Source organism: Corynebacterium tardum (genome assembly GCF_046717785.1).
GTDB lineage: Bacteria > Actinomycetota > Actinomycetes > Mycobacteriales > Mycobacteriaceae > Corynebacterium.
In genome coordinates this window covers 1,339,701-1,355,817 of the sequence record NZ_CP177104.1, presented here as the reverse complement: position 1 = coordinate 1,355,817, position 16,117 = coordinate 1,339,701, and the positions used below count along the sequence as shown (strand labels likewise).

Sequence of the window (16,117 nt, the reverse complement as noted above, 5' to 3'; positions counted from 1 at the left end):
CGCCGCGCTCTCAATCTGTAGGACACACCGTGTGCGCGCCTACGTTAAGGCTGGCACCCAACCGGGAACCGACAGGGCCGAAAAGCTCTGACAGAACCGCGCCCTTCTGTAAGAGCGCGGGCGTGCGAGCCTCTCCTACTCGGTAGGTAGGTGCTTAATTTGTGAAAAGTCGAACACTGATAACACTGATACCGACTACGGCGGGGACTCCTAGATGCGCGGTCATCCGCCAGGCGGAGAACCCCAACTGTCGTGTTCGCGCGTGGCGTGCTTCCCCACATACCCGTGCGTCGTCTCAGTTGAGAGTCAAGGCTTGGCCCATGAACGTATGGAGCAATAGTCAACCCGTGAGTCGATACGTGAACCATACGTCACCGACACGCCGCCTCGCACACTTTCCCCAACTTTCACATGAGTTAAGTCCAGCCACAGGTCCTTACAAGTGTCCCCAACCTGCAACAATTTCGTTACCAAGGTGTGACTGTAACCTTGGTCACATTTGGGAATTGTGCGCTACCCTCCTCCAGCCCCTGCCGGTCGACCCGCGCTTCACCCCACAGCGTCTCGCCGACCCGTTTCGCGGCAAGCCTTATCCGGCCGTCCCCACCGTGCACTCACTGCCCCCTCGCGTCCCGGGAGGACTCCCCGAAGCGGGCCCACACGAGCCCGACGAGTGGCGCAAGGGAGGCTCCTCAAGGTGGCCCGGACCGCTCCCCAAAGCACCTCAAGGGAGTGAACTGTCGACGCCTAGGGTCACCCTCCCGCGACTCGCGCACCGACCCGGTGCCGGGGCCGCCGAAGAGCGGCGTCGCTTCCCTCAAACCCCTCCCCCGGTGCCAAAATAAAGCCTTAGGGGTTGACTCCACTCCCCTCCCCGACGCTTCCGCGCGAGTCTTAGTCGCCGTCAGACTGTGGCGGCGACAGCGGATTTGGCAGTGGATTCGTCAGCAGGATCTGCGCCGCGCCAGGCGTGGCGGTACGCGGCCCAGCCGGCCGCGGCGGCAAGGATAAGCATGCCGATAAGAATGAGCACCCACGGCGCCGAGAAGCCGTCCGCCGTGCCGTAGAACTCATTGAGGAGAGTGACCTGATCAAGGCCCGTCGGCAAGGAGTCCTCGGCCGCCTCGAGGCTGGCGCGGTCATAAGAATCGCTCACGGCGGAGACCTTCATCGGCGCCTGGAGGATTACGGTATCGAGCCCCGTTTGCTCCTGAAGTGTTGTCGCTAGGTCGCGCAAGTCGGGGATCTTCTCCGGATAGACGTCCACCACGGCGATGCCGTGGTTGGGATGGAGTGCCTCCGCGATGGGCTCTTGGAGGGCGTCGTCACGCGCCAGCTCCGGGTTCGAGAAGGCCACACCGTCAGCCTCTAGTTGCTGAGCAATGTCGTCTACATCCAGTCCGGCCGGAATCATTGTCCACTCCTTAGTTATGGCAACAGTCATGCCAACGATGGACTGAGCCGCGCCGGCGACAATAGTGCCGGAGCCGCGTCCACCCCTTTGGTCGTCTTGAGGGTAGGCCGCGCGCACGACGGAAGGTGTGCGGACTCGCCGGTACCCCCAAAATGGATGAAACAGAACGCTTGTACTGTTATAGTGGCACCAACCGTGGGTTCTTCCCTCTACAATGGTCGAGGAACCTTCGCGTTCTGAGAACGTCGATATGCGCCGCTCCTGCGCGCCATAATGATGTGCTCACTGAACCTTGACTAAGTGTTCAACAAACCGAAAAGCGAAACGTAAGGAATGGAGCTCCCTGTGACTGAAAGCCTGAACTCCTTCGGCGCCAAGAAGACCCTAGATGTCAACGGTAAGTCCTACGACTACTTTGATATCAACGCGGTTGAGGGCCTGGAGAAGCTGCCGTACTCCCTCAAGGTGCTGGCTGAGAACCAGCTGCGCTACGAGGATGGCAAGAACGTAACCAAGGATCACATCAACGCCTTGGCTAACTGGGATCCGTCCGCCGAGCCGGACACGGAGATCCAGTTCACCCCGGCCCGCGTCCTCATGCAGGACTTCACGGGCGTTCCTTGCGTGGTTGACCTCGCCACCATGCGTGAGGCCATCGCTGCACTGGGCGGTAAGCCGGACCAGGTTAACCCGCTCAACCCGGCAGAGATGGTCATTGACCACTCCGTTATCGTTGAGGCCTTCGGTTCTTCCGAGGCTCTGGAGAAGAACGTAGAGATCGAGTACGAGCGCAACCAGGAGCGCTACCAGTTCCTGCGCTGGGGTGCTGAGAACTTCTCCAACTTCCGCGTTGTTCCCCCGGGAACCGGTATTGTCCACCAGGTCAACATTGAGTACCTGTCCCGCGTCGTCTTCGACAACGAGGGCCTTGCTTACCCGGATACCTGTATTGGTACTGACTCCCACACCACCATGGAAAACGGCCTGGGCATCCTGGGCTGGGGCGTCGGCGGCATCGAGGCCGAGGCTGCCATGCTGGGCCAGCCGGTGTCCATGCTCATCCCGCGCGTCGTCGGCTTCAAGCTCACCGGCGAGATTCCGACCGGCGTGACGGCTACCGACGTCGTTCTGACCATCACCGAGATGCTCCGTGAGCACGGCGTAGTCCAGAAGTTTGTCGAGTTCTACGGCAACGGCGTGAAGTCCGTGCCGCTGGCTAACCGCGCCACCATCGGCAACATGTCCCCGGAGTTCGGCTCCACCGCCGCAATCTTCCCGATCGACGAGGAGACCATCAAGTACCTCGAGCTCACCGGCCGCCCGCAGGAGCAGATCGACCGCGTCGAGGCTTACGCCAAGGCACAGGGCATGTGGCTGGAGCAGGACGCTCCGGAGGCAAAGTACTCCGAGTACCTCGAGCTGGACCTGTCCACCGTCGTTCCGTCCATCGCCGGCCCGAAGCGCCCGCAGGACCGCATCCTGCTGTCCGAGGCGAAGGAGCAGTTCCGTAAGGATCTGCCGACCTACGCTTCTGGCGACGTCGTGGCTGACGAGTCCACCGTGGCCGCAAAGCGCATGACCGCTGAGGGCGGCGACGAGAACTCTCTCGTTGACGTCACCGGCGGCCTGAACAAGTCCCGCCAGGGCGAGGGCGAGTCCGCTGCCAAGGGCAGCTCCGGACGCCAGTCCACCCCGGTGACCGTGACCTCCCCGAACGGCGGCGAGTACACCCTGGACCACGGCATGGTGGCCATTGCCTCCATCACCTCCTGCACCAACACCTCCAACCCGTCCGTCATGGTGGGCGCTGGCCTCATCGCCCGCAAGGCTGCAGAGAAGGGCCTGACCTCCAAGCCGTGGGTCAAGACCATTTGCGCCCCGGGCTCCCAGGTGGTCGATGGTTACTTCCAGCGCGCAGACCTGTGGAAGGACCTGGAGGCCCTGGGCTTCTACCTCTCCGGCTTCGGCTGCACCACCTGTATCGGTAACTCCGGCCCGCTGCCGGAGGAGATCTCCAACGCCATCAACGAGCACGACCTGGCAGCCACCGCAGTGCTGTCCGGTAACCGCAACTTTGAGGGCCGCATCTCCCCGGACGTCAAGATGAACTACTTGGCATCCCCCATTATGGTCATCGCCTACGCTATTGCCGGCACCATGGACTTCGACTTCGAGACCCAGGCGCTGGGCCAGGACAAGGACGGCAACGATGTCTTCCTCAAGGACATCTGGCCCTCCCCGCAGGAGATCGAAGACACCATCCAGCAGGCTATCTCCCGCGAGCTGTACGAGGCGGACTACGCCGACGTCTTCAAGGGCGACGATGCATGGCGCAACCTGGACGTTCCGGAGGGCGAGACCTTCCAGTGGAACGAGGACTCCACCTACATCCGCAAGGCACCGTACTTCGACGGCATGCCGACCGACCCGGAGCCGGTCCAGGACATCAAGGGCGCTCGCGTGTTGGCTAAGCTCGGTGACTCCGTGACCACCGACCACATCTCCCCCGCCTCCTCCATCAAGCCGGGCACCCCGGCTGCCCAGTACCTGGATGAGAATGGTGTGGCGCGCCAGGACTACAACTCCCTGGGTTCCCGTCGTGGTAACCACGAGGTCATGATGCGAGGTACCTTCGCCAACATCCGCCTGCAGAACCAGCTGGTGGACGTTGCCGGTGGCTACACCCGTGACTTCACCCAGGAGGGCGCACCGCAGTCCTTCATCTTCGACGCGTGCGAGAACTACAAGGCCGCTGACATCCCGCTGGTCGTCCTGGCCGGCAAGGAGTACGGCACCGGTTCCTCCCGCGACTGGGCTGCCAAGGGCACCAACCTGCTGGGTGTCAAGGCCGTCATCACCGAGTCCTTCGAGCGCATCCACCGCTCCAACCTCATCGGTATGGGCGTTATCCCGCTGCAGTTCCCGGAGGGCGAGTCCCACGAGTCTCTGGGCTTGGACGGCACCGAGACCTTCGACATCGATGGCATCGCGGCCCTGAACGAGGGCGGCATCCCGAAGTCGGTTCACGTGACCGCCACCAAGGAGTCCGGCGAGACCGTCGAGTTCGATGCCAAGGTCCGCATCGACACGCCTGGTGAGGCTGACTACTACCGCCACGGCGGCATCCTGCAGTTTGTGCTGCGCCAGATGGTCAAGGCCTAAACGCCGCGACCACCACCGCGTAGCGCTGCGCACGCCGCGGGGCTACCGGTAGCCGGAAGGGCCAGCTAGCAACACCACATGCTGGCTGGCCTTTCTCATGCCCTATTCTTTTCTCTTCTTTTCTTCCCACATTTCCGCTTTCCGCTGCGCCTTCAAAGGAGACCCGTTAGCCATGCCGATCATGAGCGACTCCGAACTTAACCGCCGCCGACACGACATCCTCGTCGGCGCCCGCAAGTGCTTTGCCGAGCATGGCTACGAAGGCGCGACCGTGCGACTGCTTGAGCAAGCCACTGGAAAGTCCCGCGGTGCCATCTTCCACCACTTCGGCGATAAGGAGTCGCTCTTCTTGGCCCTTGCGCGGGAGGACGCCGCCCGTGAGGCCGAGGTCGTGGCCAACAACGGTTTGGTGGAGGTGATGAGCGAGATGCTCCGCCACCCCGAACGTCACGACTGGCTGGCTACCCGCCTCGAGGTCACCTCGATGCTGCGCACCGACCCCTCTTTCGCTACCCGCTGGCGCGAGGAGCAGCAGGTACTGGACAAGGCCGTGCGGGCCCGCTTGGAGTCCAACGCTGAGCAGGGCCGGCTGCGCGACGATATGTCGATCGACGCTCTCGTGACCTATCTGGAAACCTTCATGGATGGTTTTATCAACAGGCTAGCGCTGGGTGATACGGAGAACCTGGAGAAGGTTCTCGATGTGGTGGAACAGTCTATCCGTAGCACACGGTAGAATGTGAGCTAGGTTACCGCTCCGTCCGAGTTTGGAAATTGGGTGAACTAGCTCCGATGAACCAGTACACACTCGCTCCGTTCGACTTCGGGAAGCACTTCTACTCTGATCGCTTCATCCCCGATAGCTTCGCATCGGTTCGCTCCCCCAACCCAGCCCCGGTAACGCCGGCGGTGGCCGCGGCTGCCTACGCCGCCGGGCGCAGGCCCGGTATATCTGCGCTGAAGTGGTGGCCCTTACTGGTCCGAACCGTGAGCGCGCCATTGCTCGTTATACTTGCGTGGGCCTTCGCGGTAGGCGCCAGAGGCGAACTCTCGGTCTTTCTCTACCTGCTCATCACTATAGTTTTCGGGCTGGTGTGCCTGGCCGGTGCTGCCTACCTAGCTCATTCAGTCTGGCGCAAGGTAGTGGGAGCATTCCGCGTTGACAGCGCTACCCGCCACGGGTGGGTGAACTACTATCCGGCGCTCATCAGCGAGATTTGGGTGGTTGGAGTGATAAACCACGAGCATGATCCCCGGGAATATGAGTACATGGCCAAGGCGCGCATTCAGCTGCCCAACGGCTCGACCGAGGAGGTGAACACCGAGGTGTTCTGCTCTGAGATTGACAGCGACGGGTTCAAGCGCAGGGGCATCGTGGAGGTCAACCGTGAAGAAGAGGCACTGTTTGACCGGCCCAACGGCTGGTATCTAGCCGCGCACGTAGCCACCAAGCCGATCAGTGAGGCCAGTTTTCGCCACGGCCTCACCGAGGCACAGGTCAGAGCAGGGCTCGACGCTGTCTAGGCCGTCTAAGCCCTGCACGCACAGGTGCAGCGTTCTTAAATGTCCTTGACGCTGCCCTCGCCGTCAATAAACTCCAGCGGGGAGTCCGGCAGGGTCTCGCGGGAGGCCAGCTCCGCAACAACATCGGCCACCAGATCGCGCGAGGTGTGCTGGTCCCCCGTCAGCTCGGAATTGTCTTCGACGACGGTAATGCCCCGCGAGGGCTCCTCCGTCAGGGCTGCCGGGCCAAGAATGAGGTAATTAAGGTCGGTGGAGTTAAGCTTCTTGTCCACGGACTTCTTGGACTCGACGTAGGCGTACCACGCCTCGTCCGCCGGGTCGGTGGTATTCGTCGTAGCGCCCATGTAGGAAATCATGATGTAGGCGGGAGCGTTCTTGCCCTCGGCAGCGAGCTTCTCCATGCCCGCGATCGAGGCCAGCGCGGCGTCGCGGTCAACGGCCCAGGTCACGTCAGCACCGGCACGGCCACCGTTGCCGGCGCCCCAGACAACAACATCGTAGTCACCGAGCAGCTCCGCCCACTGCTCTTCGCTGATCTCGGTGAGATCGCGCAGTACCGGCGTTGCACCCAGCGCCTCGATGTCCGGCACCTGGTTGGGGTTGCGGATGAGCGAGTGGACGTCCAGGTTAGCGTCGACAAGCTTCGGCGTCGCTAGCAGGCCCACCTTGCCGTGCCCGCCGATGTAGAGAGCCTTCTTACGTGCGTTAGTTGTCGTATCAGTCATGGCCGCCACCGTACGCGGGTGCGTGCGGTAATGCAGGACCGCTGGACAGCGGGCTAAAGCACGCAGGTTACAATCGGGGCATGATTGCCATCATGACTGTCACCGGTGCCGATCGCACCGGCATCATCGCATCCGTGACCACCGCCCTTGCCGAGCTCAACGTCAACATCGTGGATGTCTCCCAGACCCTGATGTCCGGCTACTTCACCATGATTCTGCGCGTGGAGTTTGCAGAGGACGACGTCACCATCCGGGAGATCCAGGACAAGATGAATAGCGTGGGTGAGTCCATCAATCAGTCCATCCGCGTCCAGTCTGAGGCGCTGTTTACCGCCATGAACGACCTCTAAGCGCTCCCCGGACTCACACAAGGACCAGTCATGCTCAACCGTTTTAATACTGTCAGCATTCTCGACACGATCGAGATGATCGAGAAGTACCGCCTCGACATTCGCACCGTCACCATGGGCATTTCCCTGCTAGGCTGCACGCGCCCTACGATGGAGGCCACCGCGCAAGCTGTCTATGATCACGTCACCAGCCGCGCGGGCCAGCTCGTGGAGGTCTGCCAGGGCATCGAGGCGGACCTCGGCATTCCGATTGTGAACAAGCGCATCTCCGTCACCCCGGTCTCCCTCATCGCCGCCGGCGTCGAGGGAAACCCCGTGGACATCGCCCGCGCGCTCGACCGTGCGGCAACCGAGACCGGCGTAGACTTCGTCGGCGGCTACTCCGCGCTCGTAGAAAAGGGCGCGACCATCGCAGAGAAGATACTTATTCGCTCCATTCCGGAAGCACTGGCGGATACCAACCTGGTCTGCTCTTCAGTCAACATTGCCTCCTCCCGCGCCGGCATCAACATGAACGCCGCCGCACAGATGGGCCGCGTGATCAAGGAGGCCGCCGAGCTGACCAAGGACCGCAGCGCCATTGGCTGCGCCAAGCTTGTGATCTTTGCCAACTCCGTGGGCGATAACCCCTTCATGGCGGGCGCCTTCCACGGTGTGGAGGAGCCGGACTGCGTTGTCTCCGTTGGCGTCTCCGGACCCGGCGTCGTGGACCGTGCGCTCGGTTCCCTCGAGGGCGCCTCCCTCAACGAGGTGGCCGAAGAGGTCAAGAAGGCCGCCTTCAAGGTCACGCGTGCCGGTCAGCTCGTGGGCTCCATGGCCTCCGAGCGCCTCGGGGTTCCCTTCGGAATCATCGACCTCTCCCTGGCCCCCACCGCTGAGTTGGGCGATTCCGTTGCCCACATCCTCGAGCACATGGGCCTGGATCAGGTGGGCACGCACGGCACCACGGCAGCACTTGCGCTGCTGAACGACGCCGTGAAGAAGGGCGGCATGATGGCCTGCTCCCGCGTGGGCGGCTTGTCCGGTTCCTTCATCCCGGTTTCCGAGGACAAGGGCATGATCGATGCGGTGCGCAGCGGCGCTATCTCCATTGACAAGCTGGAGGCAATGACCTCCATCTGCTCGGTGGGACTCGACATGATCGCCATCCCAGGCGATACCTCCGCCGAAACCATCGCCGGAATGATCGCGGACGAGGCAGCCATCGGCGTCATGAACCATAAGACGACTGCCGTGCGCGTCATCCCCGCCCCGGGCACTCAGGCCGGCGACGAGGTCAACTTCGGCGGCTTGCTGGGCTACGCCCCCGTCATCCCAGTGAACGAGGTGGGCAACGCCACCTTCATCAACCGCGGCGGCTTTATCCCGGCGCCGGTGCACGGCTTCCGCAACTAGAGTGAGCCGTTGCCGCGCGGACGTTAGGCCGGGCGGCGGTTAGGCCAGTTCGACGATCTCCATGTACTCGTCGTTCCACAGGTCCTCATCGCCATCCGGCATGATGATGACGCGCTCCGGGTTGAGCGCCTTGACCGCGCCCGGGTCGTGGGTCACGAGGACCACGGCTCCGGTGTAAGTGCCCAGTGCGTCGAGCACTTGCTCGCGGGACTGCGGGTCGAGGTTGTTCGTGGGCTCGTCGAGAAGCAGCACGTTCGCGCGCGAGGACACCAGCGTGGCCAGGGACAAACGGGTCTTCTCACCGCCGGAGAGTGTGCCGGCGGGCTGCTCCAGCTTGTCGCCGGAGAACATGAAGGCACCCAGCAGGCCGCGAAGGTCCTGCTGGCCGGCATCCGGGCAGGCCTCGATGGTGTTCTCCCACACCGTTTTGTCCGGATCGATGTTGTCGTGCTCCTGGGCAAAGTAGCCAATGCGCAGGCCATGGCCGGAGACGATGCCACCCTCGCCGTCGGTGCGCTCCACTCCCGCCAGCAGCTTGAGCAGGGTCGTCTTACCAGCACCGTTATAGCCCAGCACCACGACACGCGAGCCCTTATCGATGGCTAGGTCCACGCCCGCGAAGACCTCGAGCGAGCCGTACATCTTGGTCAGGCCCTTCGCGTTCATCGGGGTCTTGCCGCACGGCGCAGGCTCGGGGAACTTGATGTGGGCGACCTTGTCGGCCACGCGGACATCATCAAGCTCGCTCATCATGCGCTCGGCGCGGTGCAGCATCTGCTTGGCGGCGGCGGCCTTTGTGGCCTTCGCACCCAGTTTGGCGGCCTGCTTTTGCAGGGCCGAAGCCTTCTTCTCCGCGTTGGCGCGCTCGCGGCGGCGGCGAGCCTCATCGGTGGCGCGGGCATCGAGGTACTTCTTAAAGCCCATGTTGTAGACATCGGCCTCCGCACGCACGGCGTCGAGGAACCAGACCTTGTTGCACACCGCCTCGAGCAGGTCCACGTCGTGCGAAATCATGACCAGCCCGCCCTCGTGCTTGGCCAGGAAGCCGCGCAGCCAGGTAATGGAGTCAGCATCGAGGTGGTTCGTGGGCTCATCGAGCAACAGCGTGGTCTGGGACTTGCCGGAGCCAGCAGATGCTGCGAACAGAATCTGTGCCAGTTCCACACGGCGGCGCTGACCACCGGAAAGCGTCTTGAGCTGCTGGTCGAGGACGCGCTGCGGCAGGCCTAGGTTGTCGCAGATCTGCGCGCACTCAGAATCCGCCTCATAGCCGCCGAGGGAATGGTATTCCTCTTCCAAGCGGGAGAACTTGCGGATGGCCTTATCGCGGAATTTGTCGTCCGTTGCCGTCTCCATGAGCTCCTGCTGCTTGGCCATACGCCGCTTGATCTCATCGAGACCTCGTGCGGAGAGCACGCGCTCGCGCGCGGTCTGCTCGATGTTGCCTTCGCGGGAATCCTGCGGGAGGTAACCAATGGGGCCGGAGCGTGTCACCGAGCCGCCGTAAGGCTCGGTTTCGCCGGCCAAGATGCGCATCGTCGTGGTCTTTCCCGCACCATTGCGGCCGACTAGGCCGATGCGGTCCCCTGCCTGCACGCGAAGGTGCTGGCCGGGAGCGTCGAGAAGCGTCCGTGCGCCCACGCGCACCTCGAAATCATTGGTCACAATCACGTCGAAACAGTCTAGCAACCAGCGCAGATAAACCCGAACCGCACGGCGGCCGGGCGACGGAACGGGAGCTGCCCCAGCGTCGAAGTTCAGATCCCCAGACCCGAAACCCGCAACTCCCTGTTCGCGTGTGCGCTGTGACGCAGTGCTTGACGACGTCCGACAGGGTGTATGGGGATCGAGGTCTGGGGATCTGGAAACGTGAGAAAGGCGGTGCAGTACGCCGCGGCGTCGCGTGAGAGGCTACACGGCGAAGCCGAGGGCCTGGAGCATCTCGCGGCCCTCCTCGGTGATCATGTTCGGGCCCCACGGCGGCATCCACACCCAGTTGAGCTGGACGGCGTCGGCAAGCTTGTTGCCCACCACCACGTCGTCGATCTGCTCACCAATAACGTCCGTCAGCGGGCAGGCCGGGGACGTCAGCGTCATGTTGATAACGCAGGTGTTTTTGCCGTTGATGTCCTCGAGCCACAGGTCATAGACCAGGCCCAAGTCAACAACGTTAATGCCCAGCTCCGGGTCGATGACGTCCCGGAGGTACTCGGTGATGTCGAAGGCTTTGGCAATCTGCTCTTCGGTCTGCTCAGGCTTGATTCCGCCGCCACCGAAGTTGGCGTTTTCGTCCTGGTACGGGTCGGTCGGGTGGTTATCGCTAGTGGTATCCGCCATCTACTTCTCCAATTCGGTCAGCGCCTGCGCGGTGGCAGCCTGGAAGGCCTTCCACCCCAGCAGTGCGCACTTAACACGGGCGGGGAACTTGGCCACGCCGGCAAAGGCGATGCCGTCCCCGATAATCTCGTCGTCTCCCTCGACCTCACCGCGGGAGGTCACCATCCGGTCAAACTCTTCGAGCTTGGCGTTGGCCTCATCCAGCGGGATACCCACGATCTCCTCCGCCATGACGGAGGTTGAGGCCTGCGAGATGGAGCAGCCCTCGGCGTCGTAGGACACGTCCTCCACTGTCTTCCCGTCAGCGGACAGCTTCACGCGCAAGGTGATCTCGTCGCCGCAGGAGGGGTTGACGTGGTGGACCTCCGCCTGTCCTTCGCGCAGGCCGGAGAACTTCGGGTTCTTATAGTGATCCAGGATGACGTCCTGGTACATGGAATCTAGGTTCATTCGCTCACTCCAAAGAAGGTACGGGCAGCCCGCACCGCCTCTACGAGGGCGTCGACCTCGTCCTCGGTGTTGTACAGGTAAAAGCTGGCGCGCGCGGTCGAATTCACCTGGCACGCGCGGTGCAGCGGCCATGCGCAGTGATGGCCGGTGCGAATGGACACGCCGTGTGCGTCGAGCACCTGCCCCAGATCGTGCGGGTGGATTCCCTCGACGACGAAGGACACCGCTCCCCCGCGCTCCTCGGCGCTTTCGGGGCCGATGATACGCAGACCCGGGATCTGGGTAAGCTGCTCAAGGGCGTAGGCGGTGAGCTTCTTCTCGTGGGCATGAATGGCGTCCATGCCCACCTCGTCGAGGAACTTCACCGCGGCACCCAAGCCCACAACTTGGCTGGTCATCTGGGTACCGGCCTCGAAGCGCGTCGGCGGTTCGGCGAAGGTGGTGCCCTCCATCTTCACGACCTCAATCATGGAGCCGCCGGTGAGGAACGGCGGCAGCTTGTCCAGCAGCTCCGCTTTGCCGTAGAGCGCACCGACGCCCGAGGGACCGCACATCTTGTGGCCAGAGAACGCCGCGAAGTCCACGTCCAGCGCGTGGAAGTCCACCGGCATGTGCGGGACGGACTGGCAGGCATCGAGCACTACCATGGCCCCGACCGAGTGAGCACGGCGCACCAGCTCGGCGACGGGCGAGATGGCACCCGTCACGTTGGACTGGTGGGTAAACGCCACGACCTTGACGGAGTCGTCGAGCTCGAGCGAGTCGAGGTCAATCCGCCCATCCTCGGTCATGGAGTACCACTTCAGCGTGGCGCCGGTGCGCTGGCACAGCTCCTGCCACGGTACGAGGTTTGCATGATGCTCGAGCTCGGTGACCACGACGGTATCGCCCTCGCCCACGTAGAACTCACCCGCGCGCTCATCGCTGAGCACGTAAGCAACTTCATTAAGCGCCTCGGTGGCGTTCTTGGTGAACGCGATTTCGTCGCGGTCCGCACCCACGAAGTCTGCGATGGCCTGGCGGGCGGACTCATAGGCCTCGTCGGCCTCCTCCGCCAGCTGGTACGAGCCACGGTGAACCGGGGCGTTGGTGCCCAGCACGAAGTTCTCCTCCGCCTTCCACACCGGCAGCGGACGTTGCGAGGTCGCACCCGAATCCAGGTACACCAGGGGTTTACCATCGCGCACTGTGCGCTGGAGGATGGGGAACTGCTCCCTAATCGCTGTGACGTCTAGATCAGACATAAATCCTTATGCTCGGTTCTGTGGTTGGTTGCGGTGAAAAGGTGTGCGCGCTGCCGCTACTTGAGGAACTGGTCGTAGCCGTCTGCCTCAAGCTGGTCAGCCAGCTCGGCGCCGCCGGTCTTGATGACGTGGCCGTCAGCAAAGACGTGGACGAAGTCCGGAGTGACGTAGTTGAGGATGCGCTTGTAGTGGGTGATGAGGAGGATGCCACCGTTGGTCTCCTCCTGGTAGCGGTTGATGCCCTCGGAGACGACGCGCAGGGCGTCGACGTCCAGGCCGGAGTCCGTCTCGTCCATGACGGCGAACTTCGGCTTGAGCAGATCGAGCTGCATGACCTCGTGGCGCTTCTTCTCGCCGCCGGAGAAGCCCTCGTTAACGGAGCGGTGCGCAAAGGACTTATCGATGGAGAGCTTCTCACGAGCGTCCGTGAGCTCCTTGTTCCATTCGCGCAGCTTCGGGGCCTCGCCGCGCACGGCGGTGACTGCGGAGCGCATGAACTGGGCCATTTTCACGCCCGGGACCTCAGTCGGGTACTGCATAGCCAGGAAGAGGCCGGCGCGGGCGCGCTCGTCCACCTCCATCTCGAGGAGGTTTTCGCCGTCGAGCAGCACCTCGCCCTCGGTGACCTCGTACTTGGGGTGGCCAGCGATGACGTAGGACAGTGTGGACTTGCCAGAACCGTTCGGGCCCATCACGGCGTGGGTCTCACCGGACTTGATGGTGAGGTTGACACCCTTGAGGATCTCTTTCGGCTCGCCGTCCTCCTCGTTGGGGAGCACCTGCGCGTGGAGATTCTTGATTTCCAGAGTAGACATGGAGTTAGTACCTGCTTTCGGGAAGTGTTAAGCGTTGATCTTAGCCAGCTCGTCGACGACGCGGGATTCCAGATCCTCGCGCAGGGACTCGACCGGGATGCGGGAGATGACTTCGGAGAAGAAGCCGCGAATGATGAGGCGGCGGGCCTCGGCGGCAGGGATACCGCGGGACATGAGGTAGAACAGCTCAAGGTCGTCGAAGCGGCCTACGGTGGCGGCGTGACCAGCACCAACAATCTCTCCGGTCTGGATCTCCAGGTTCGGGATGGCGTCCGCGCGCGCACCCTCGGTAAGGATGAGGTTGTTGTTGGTCTCGTAGGTATCGGTGTTGTTCGCGTCCTTGCGGATGAGCACGTCACCGACCCAGCAGGTACGAGCCTCCGGGGTTCGGGAGTTCGAACCCGCCTCTTCCTTCTCCGCGGCGGAGGCGCCCTGCAGAGCACCCTTGTAGAACACGCGGGAGCGGCAGTTCGGCACGTCATGGTCCACCAGCAGGCGGTTCTCGAAGTACTGGCCGGCGTCGGCGAAGTAGACGCCAAGCAGCTCCGCGTCGCCGCCGGGGCCGTCGAAGACCACGCGCGGGACAAGACGGACGATCTCGCCGCCGAAGATGGCGGCGTTGTGGCGCAGCACCGCGTCGCGGCCGAGCTTGGCCACCTGGTGCGAGAGGTGCACTGCGTCGTTCTCCCAGTCGGCGTCTACGACGACGGTGACCTGAGCGCCATCGTCCAGCACGAACTCCACGTTGTCCGCGTGGGTGCCGGAGCCGACGTACTTAAGCACAACGGTGGCCTCGGTGTGATGGCCTACGTGGATGGAGGTGGCACCGAAGGACGTCACGCCCTCGCCCGCGCCGGTGATGGTGATCTCCACCGGCTTGTCCAGCTGCTTCTCGGCATCGATCGTGATGACCTGCGCCTCCGGCATGGACGTCCACGCCTGCGCGGCTACGCGGTCGGCGGGGGCGCCGGCGGTGCCCAGTCGGGCGTCGTCAGGCGCGACGGTCTCGGAGGTCACGCCCTCCGGAGCAGCGACCTCAATTTTCTGCGCGGTGGCCGGGGCGAACTCGCCGTTGTGCAGGCCACGCAGGTTACGCAGGGCAATGAAGCGCCATACCTCGTCGCGGCCGTGCGGGACCGGGAAGTCCTCGACGTTAAACGAGGTGAACTGATCGCCCTTGGTGACGTCAGCGGGGTTGAATTCGTTGGAGGCTACCACTTAGCCCACCGATCCTTCCATCTGCAGTTCGATAAGACGGTTCAGCTCCAGGGCATATTCCATCGGGAGCTCCTTGGCAATAGGCTCGACAAAGCCGCGCACGATCATGGCCATGGCCTCTTCCTCGGCAATGCCGCGGGACATGAGGTAGAACAGCTGCTCCTCGGAGACCTGGGAGACAGTTGCCTCGTGGCCCAAAGTGACGTGATCGTTGCGGATGTCGTTGTACGGGTAGGTATCCGAACGCGAGTTGTTGTCCACCAGCAATGCGTCGCACTCGACGTTAGCGGTGGAGTTCGAGGCGTTGTTGTTGACCTGCACCAGACCGCGGTAGGCGGCGCGGCCACCGTTGCGAGCCACCGACTTGGACACGATATTGGAGGAGGTGTTCGGCGCCATGTGAATCATCTTGGAGCCGGTGTCCTGCACCTGGTTGTCCGCCGCGAAGGCCAGGGAAAGCACCTCGCCCTTAGCGTGCTCACCGGTGAGCCAGCAGGACGGGTACTTCATGGTCACCTTGGAGCCGATGTTGCCATCGACCCATTCCATGGTGCCGCCTTCTTCCACCTTGGCGCGCTGAGTCACCAGGTTGTAGACGTTGGTGGACCAGTTCTGGATCGTGGTGTAGCGGCAGCGTCCGCCCTTCTTAACCACGATCTCAATAACGCCGGTGTGCAGGGAGTCCGAGTTGTAGATCGGGGCCGTGCAGCCCTCGATGTAGTGGACGTATGCGCCCTCCTCCACAACGATGAGGGTGCGCTCGAACTGGCCCATGTTCTCGGTGTTGATGCGGAAGTAAGCCTGCAGCGGGATGTCCACGTGCACACCCTTCGGCACGTACACGAAGGAACCGCCGGACCAGCAGGCGTTGTTCAGCGCGGAGAACTTGTTGTCGCCGGCCGGGATCACGGTGCCGAAGTACTCCTGCAGGATCTCCGGGTACTCACGCACAGCGGTATCGGTATCGACGAAGATAACGCCCTGGGCCTCAAGGTCCTCGCGGATCTTGTGGTAGACCACCTCGGACTCGTACTGAGCGGCCACGCCGGAGACCAAGCGCTTCTTCTCTGCGTCCGGGATACCTAGCTTGTCGTAGGTCTCCTTGATATCTGCCGGAAGGTCGTCCCAGGTCTGGGCCTGCTTCTCGGTGGAGCGGACGAAGTACTTAATGTTGTCGAAGTCAATGGCGGACAGATCCGGGCCCCAGGTGGGAACCGGCTTCTTATTAAACACGCGCAAAGCCTTGAGGCGCGACTCGAGCATCCATTCCGGCTCGTTCTTCTTCTCCGAAATGTCGCGGACGACATCCTCGCTCAATCCGCGGTGTGCTGCCTGGCCGGCTTCGTCGGAATCGTGCCAGCCGTAGTCGTAGCCGCCGATGGAGGAGATGATCTCGTCATCGCTCATCTTGGTCTCAAGCCCTGGTGCTGGTTGTGCCTGTGTCAAAGCCCGCTCCTTTCTCGTCGTTTCTCATCGATTAGCG

General features: G+C 62.8%; 14 protein-coding genes. 5 read left to right on the top strand and 9 right to left on the bottom strand.

All coding sequences use genetic code 11. From position 1 onward, the window contains the following. Positions 1 to 904: 904 nt before the first annotated feature. Complete coding sequence (locus ACLI1P_RS06495; protein WP_408930494.1) at positions 905 to 1,531, bottom strand: DUF6676 family protein; 627 nt, start codon at positions 1,529 to 1,531, stop codon at positions 905 to 907. 228 nt (positions 1,532 to 1,759) lie between these two features. On the opposite strand from ACLI1P_RS06495, the gene can reads away from it, so the two are divergent. The 3 genes from can (at position 1,760) to ACLI1P_RS06480 (ending at position 6,100) form a co-directional block, all read left to right on the top strand. Continuing rightward, complete coding sequence (gene can, locus ACLI1P_RS06490) at positions 1,760 to 4,576, top strand: aconitate hydratase (RefSeq protein ID WP_408930493.1); 2,817 nt, start codon at positions 1,760 to 1,762, stop codon at positions 4,574 to 4,576. Positions 4,577 to 4,748: 172 nt separating this feature from the next. Further along, complete coding sequence (locus tag ACLI1P_RS06485) at positions 4,749 to 5,312, top strand: TetR/AcrR family transcriptional regulator (RefSeq protein WP_408930492.1); 564 nt, start codon at positions 4,749 to 4,751, stop codon at positions 5,310 to 5,312. A gap of 56 nt (positions 5,313 to 5,368) precedes the next feature. After that, the gene (locus ACLI1P_RS06480) at positions 5,369 to 6,100 is read left to right on the top strand and encodes a hypothetical protein (protein ID WP_408930491.1); all 732 of its coding nucleotides are present in this window, start codon (positions 5,369 to 5,371) and stop codon (positions 6,098 to 6,100) included. A gap of 35 nt (positions 6,101 to 6,135) precedes the next feature. On the opposite strand, the gene ACLI1P_RS06475 is transcribed toward ACLI1P_RS06480, so the two are convergent. Then, positions 6,136 to 6,825: an NAD(P)-binding oxidoreductase gene (locus ACLI1P_RS06475; RefSeq protein WP_408930490.1), complete on the bottom strand. Its 690-nt coding sequence runs from the start codon at positions 6,823 to 6,825 to the stop codon at positions 6,136 to 6,138. An 80-nt stretch (positions 6,826 to 6,905) separates the two neighbouring features. Here ACLI1P_RS06475 and ACLI1P_RS06470 point away from each other — a divergent pair, with 80 nt between their 5' ends. After that, positions 6,906 to 7,175 (top strand): ACT domain-containing protein, encoded by a 270-nt coding sequence (locus ACLI1P_RS06470; protein ID WP_296131694.1) that lies wholly within the window; start codon positions 6,906 to 6,908, stop codon positions 7,173 to 7,175. Positions 7,176 to 7,205: 30 nt separating this feature from the next. After that, a complete protein-coding gene (locus ACLI1P_RS06465; RefSeq protein ID WP_408930489.1) occupies positions 7,206 to 8,570 on the top strand; it encodes a PFL family protein in 1,365 nt (454 codons plus the stop codon). A gap of 39 nt (positions 8,571 to 8,609) precedes the next feature. Here the strand turns inward: ACLI1P_RS06465 and ACLI1P_RS06460 are convergent, their stop codons facing one another. The 7 genes from ACLI1P_RS06460 to sufB form a co-directional block, all read right to left on the bottom strand. Beyond that, positions 8,610 to 10,241, bottom strand: a complete 1,632-nt coding sequence (locus ACLI1P_RS06460) for an ABC-F family ATP-binding cassette domain-containing protein (protein ID WP_408930488.1) — start codon at positions 10,239 to 10,241, stop codon at positions 8,610 to 8,612. 240 nt (positions 10,242 to 10,481) lie between these two features. Continuing rightward, entirely contained in the window at positions 10,482 to 10,907 is a 426-nt protein-coding gene (locus tag ACLI1P_RS06455; protein ID WP_296131702.1) for a metal-sulfur cluster assembly factor, read from the bottom strand. After that, positions 10,908 to 11,357 carry a Fe-S cluster assembly sulfur transfer protein SufU gene (sufU, locus tag ACLI1P_RS06450; RefSeq protein WP_296131704.1) on the bottom strand — a complete coding sequence of 150 codons (450 nt, stop codon included), beginning with the start codon at positions 11,355 to 11,357 and terminating at the stop codon, positions 10,908 to 10,910. After that, complete coding sequence (locus ACLI1P_RS06445; RefSeq protein ID WP_296131707.1) at positions 11,354 to 12,601, bottom strand: cysteine desulfurase; 1,248 nt, start codon at positions 12,599 to 12,601, stop codon at positions 11,354 to 11,356. The genes sufU and ACLI1P_RS06445 overlap by 4 nt, the downstream gene beginning before the upstream one ends. 56 nt (positions 12,602 to 12,657) lie before the next feature. After that, positions 12,658 to 13,416: a Fe-S cluster assembly ATPase SufC gene (gene sufC, locus ACLI1P_RS06440; RefSeq protein ID WP_296131710.1), complete on the bottom strand. Its 759-nt coding sequence runs from the start codon at positions 13,414 to 13,416 to the stop codon at positions 12,658 to 12,660. A gap of 27 nt (positions 13,417 to 13,443) precedes the next feature. After that, on the bottom strand, positions 13,444 to 14,634 hold the full coding sequence (gene sufD, locus ACLI1P_RS06435) for a Fe-S cluster assembly protein SufD (protein ID WP_306508086.1): 1,191 nt from the start codon (positions 14,632 to 14,634) through the stop codon (positions 13,444 to 13,446). Next, complete coding sequence (sufB, locus tag ACLI1P_RS06430) at positions 14,635 to 16,080, bottom strand: Fe-S cluster assembly protein SufB (RefSeq protein ID WP_408930487.1); 1,446 nt, start codon at positions 16,078 to 16,080, stop codon at positions 14,635 to 14,637. Between the last annotated feature and the right edge of the window lie 37 nt (positions 16,081 to 16,117).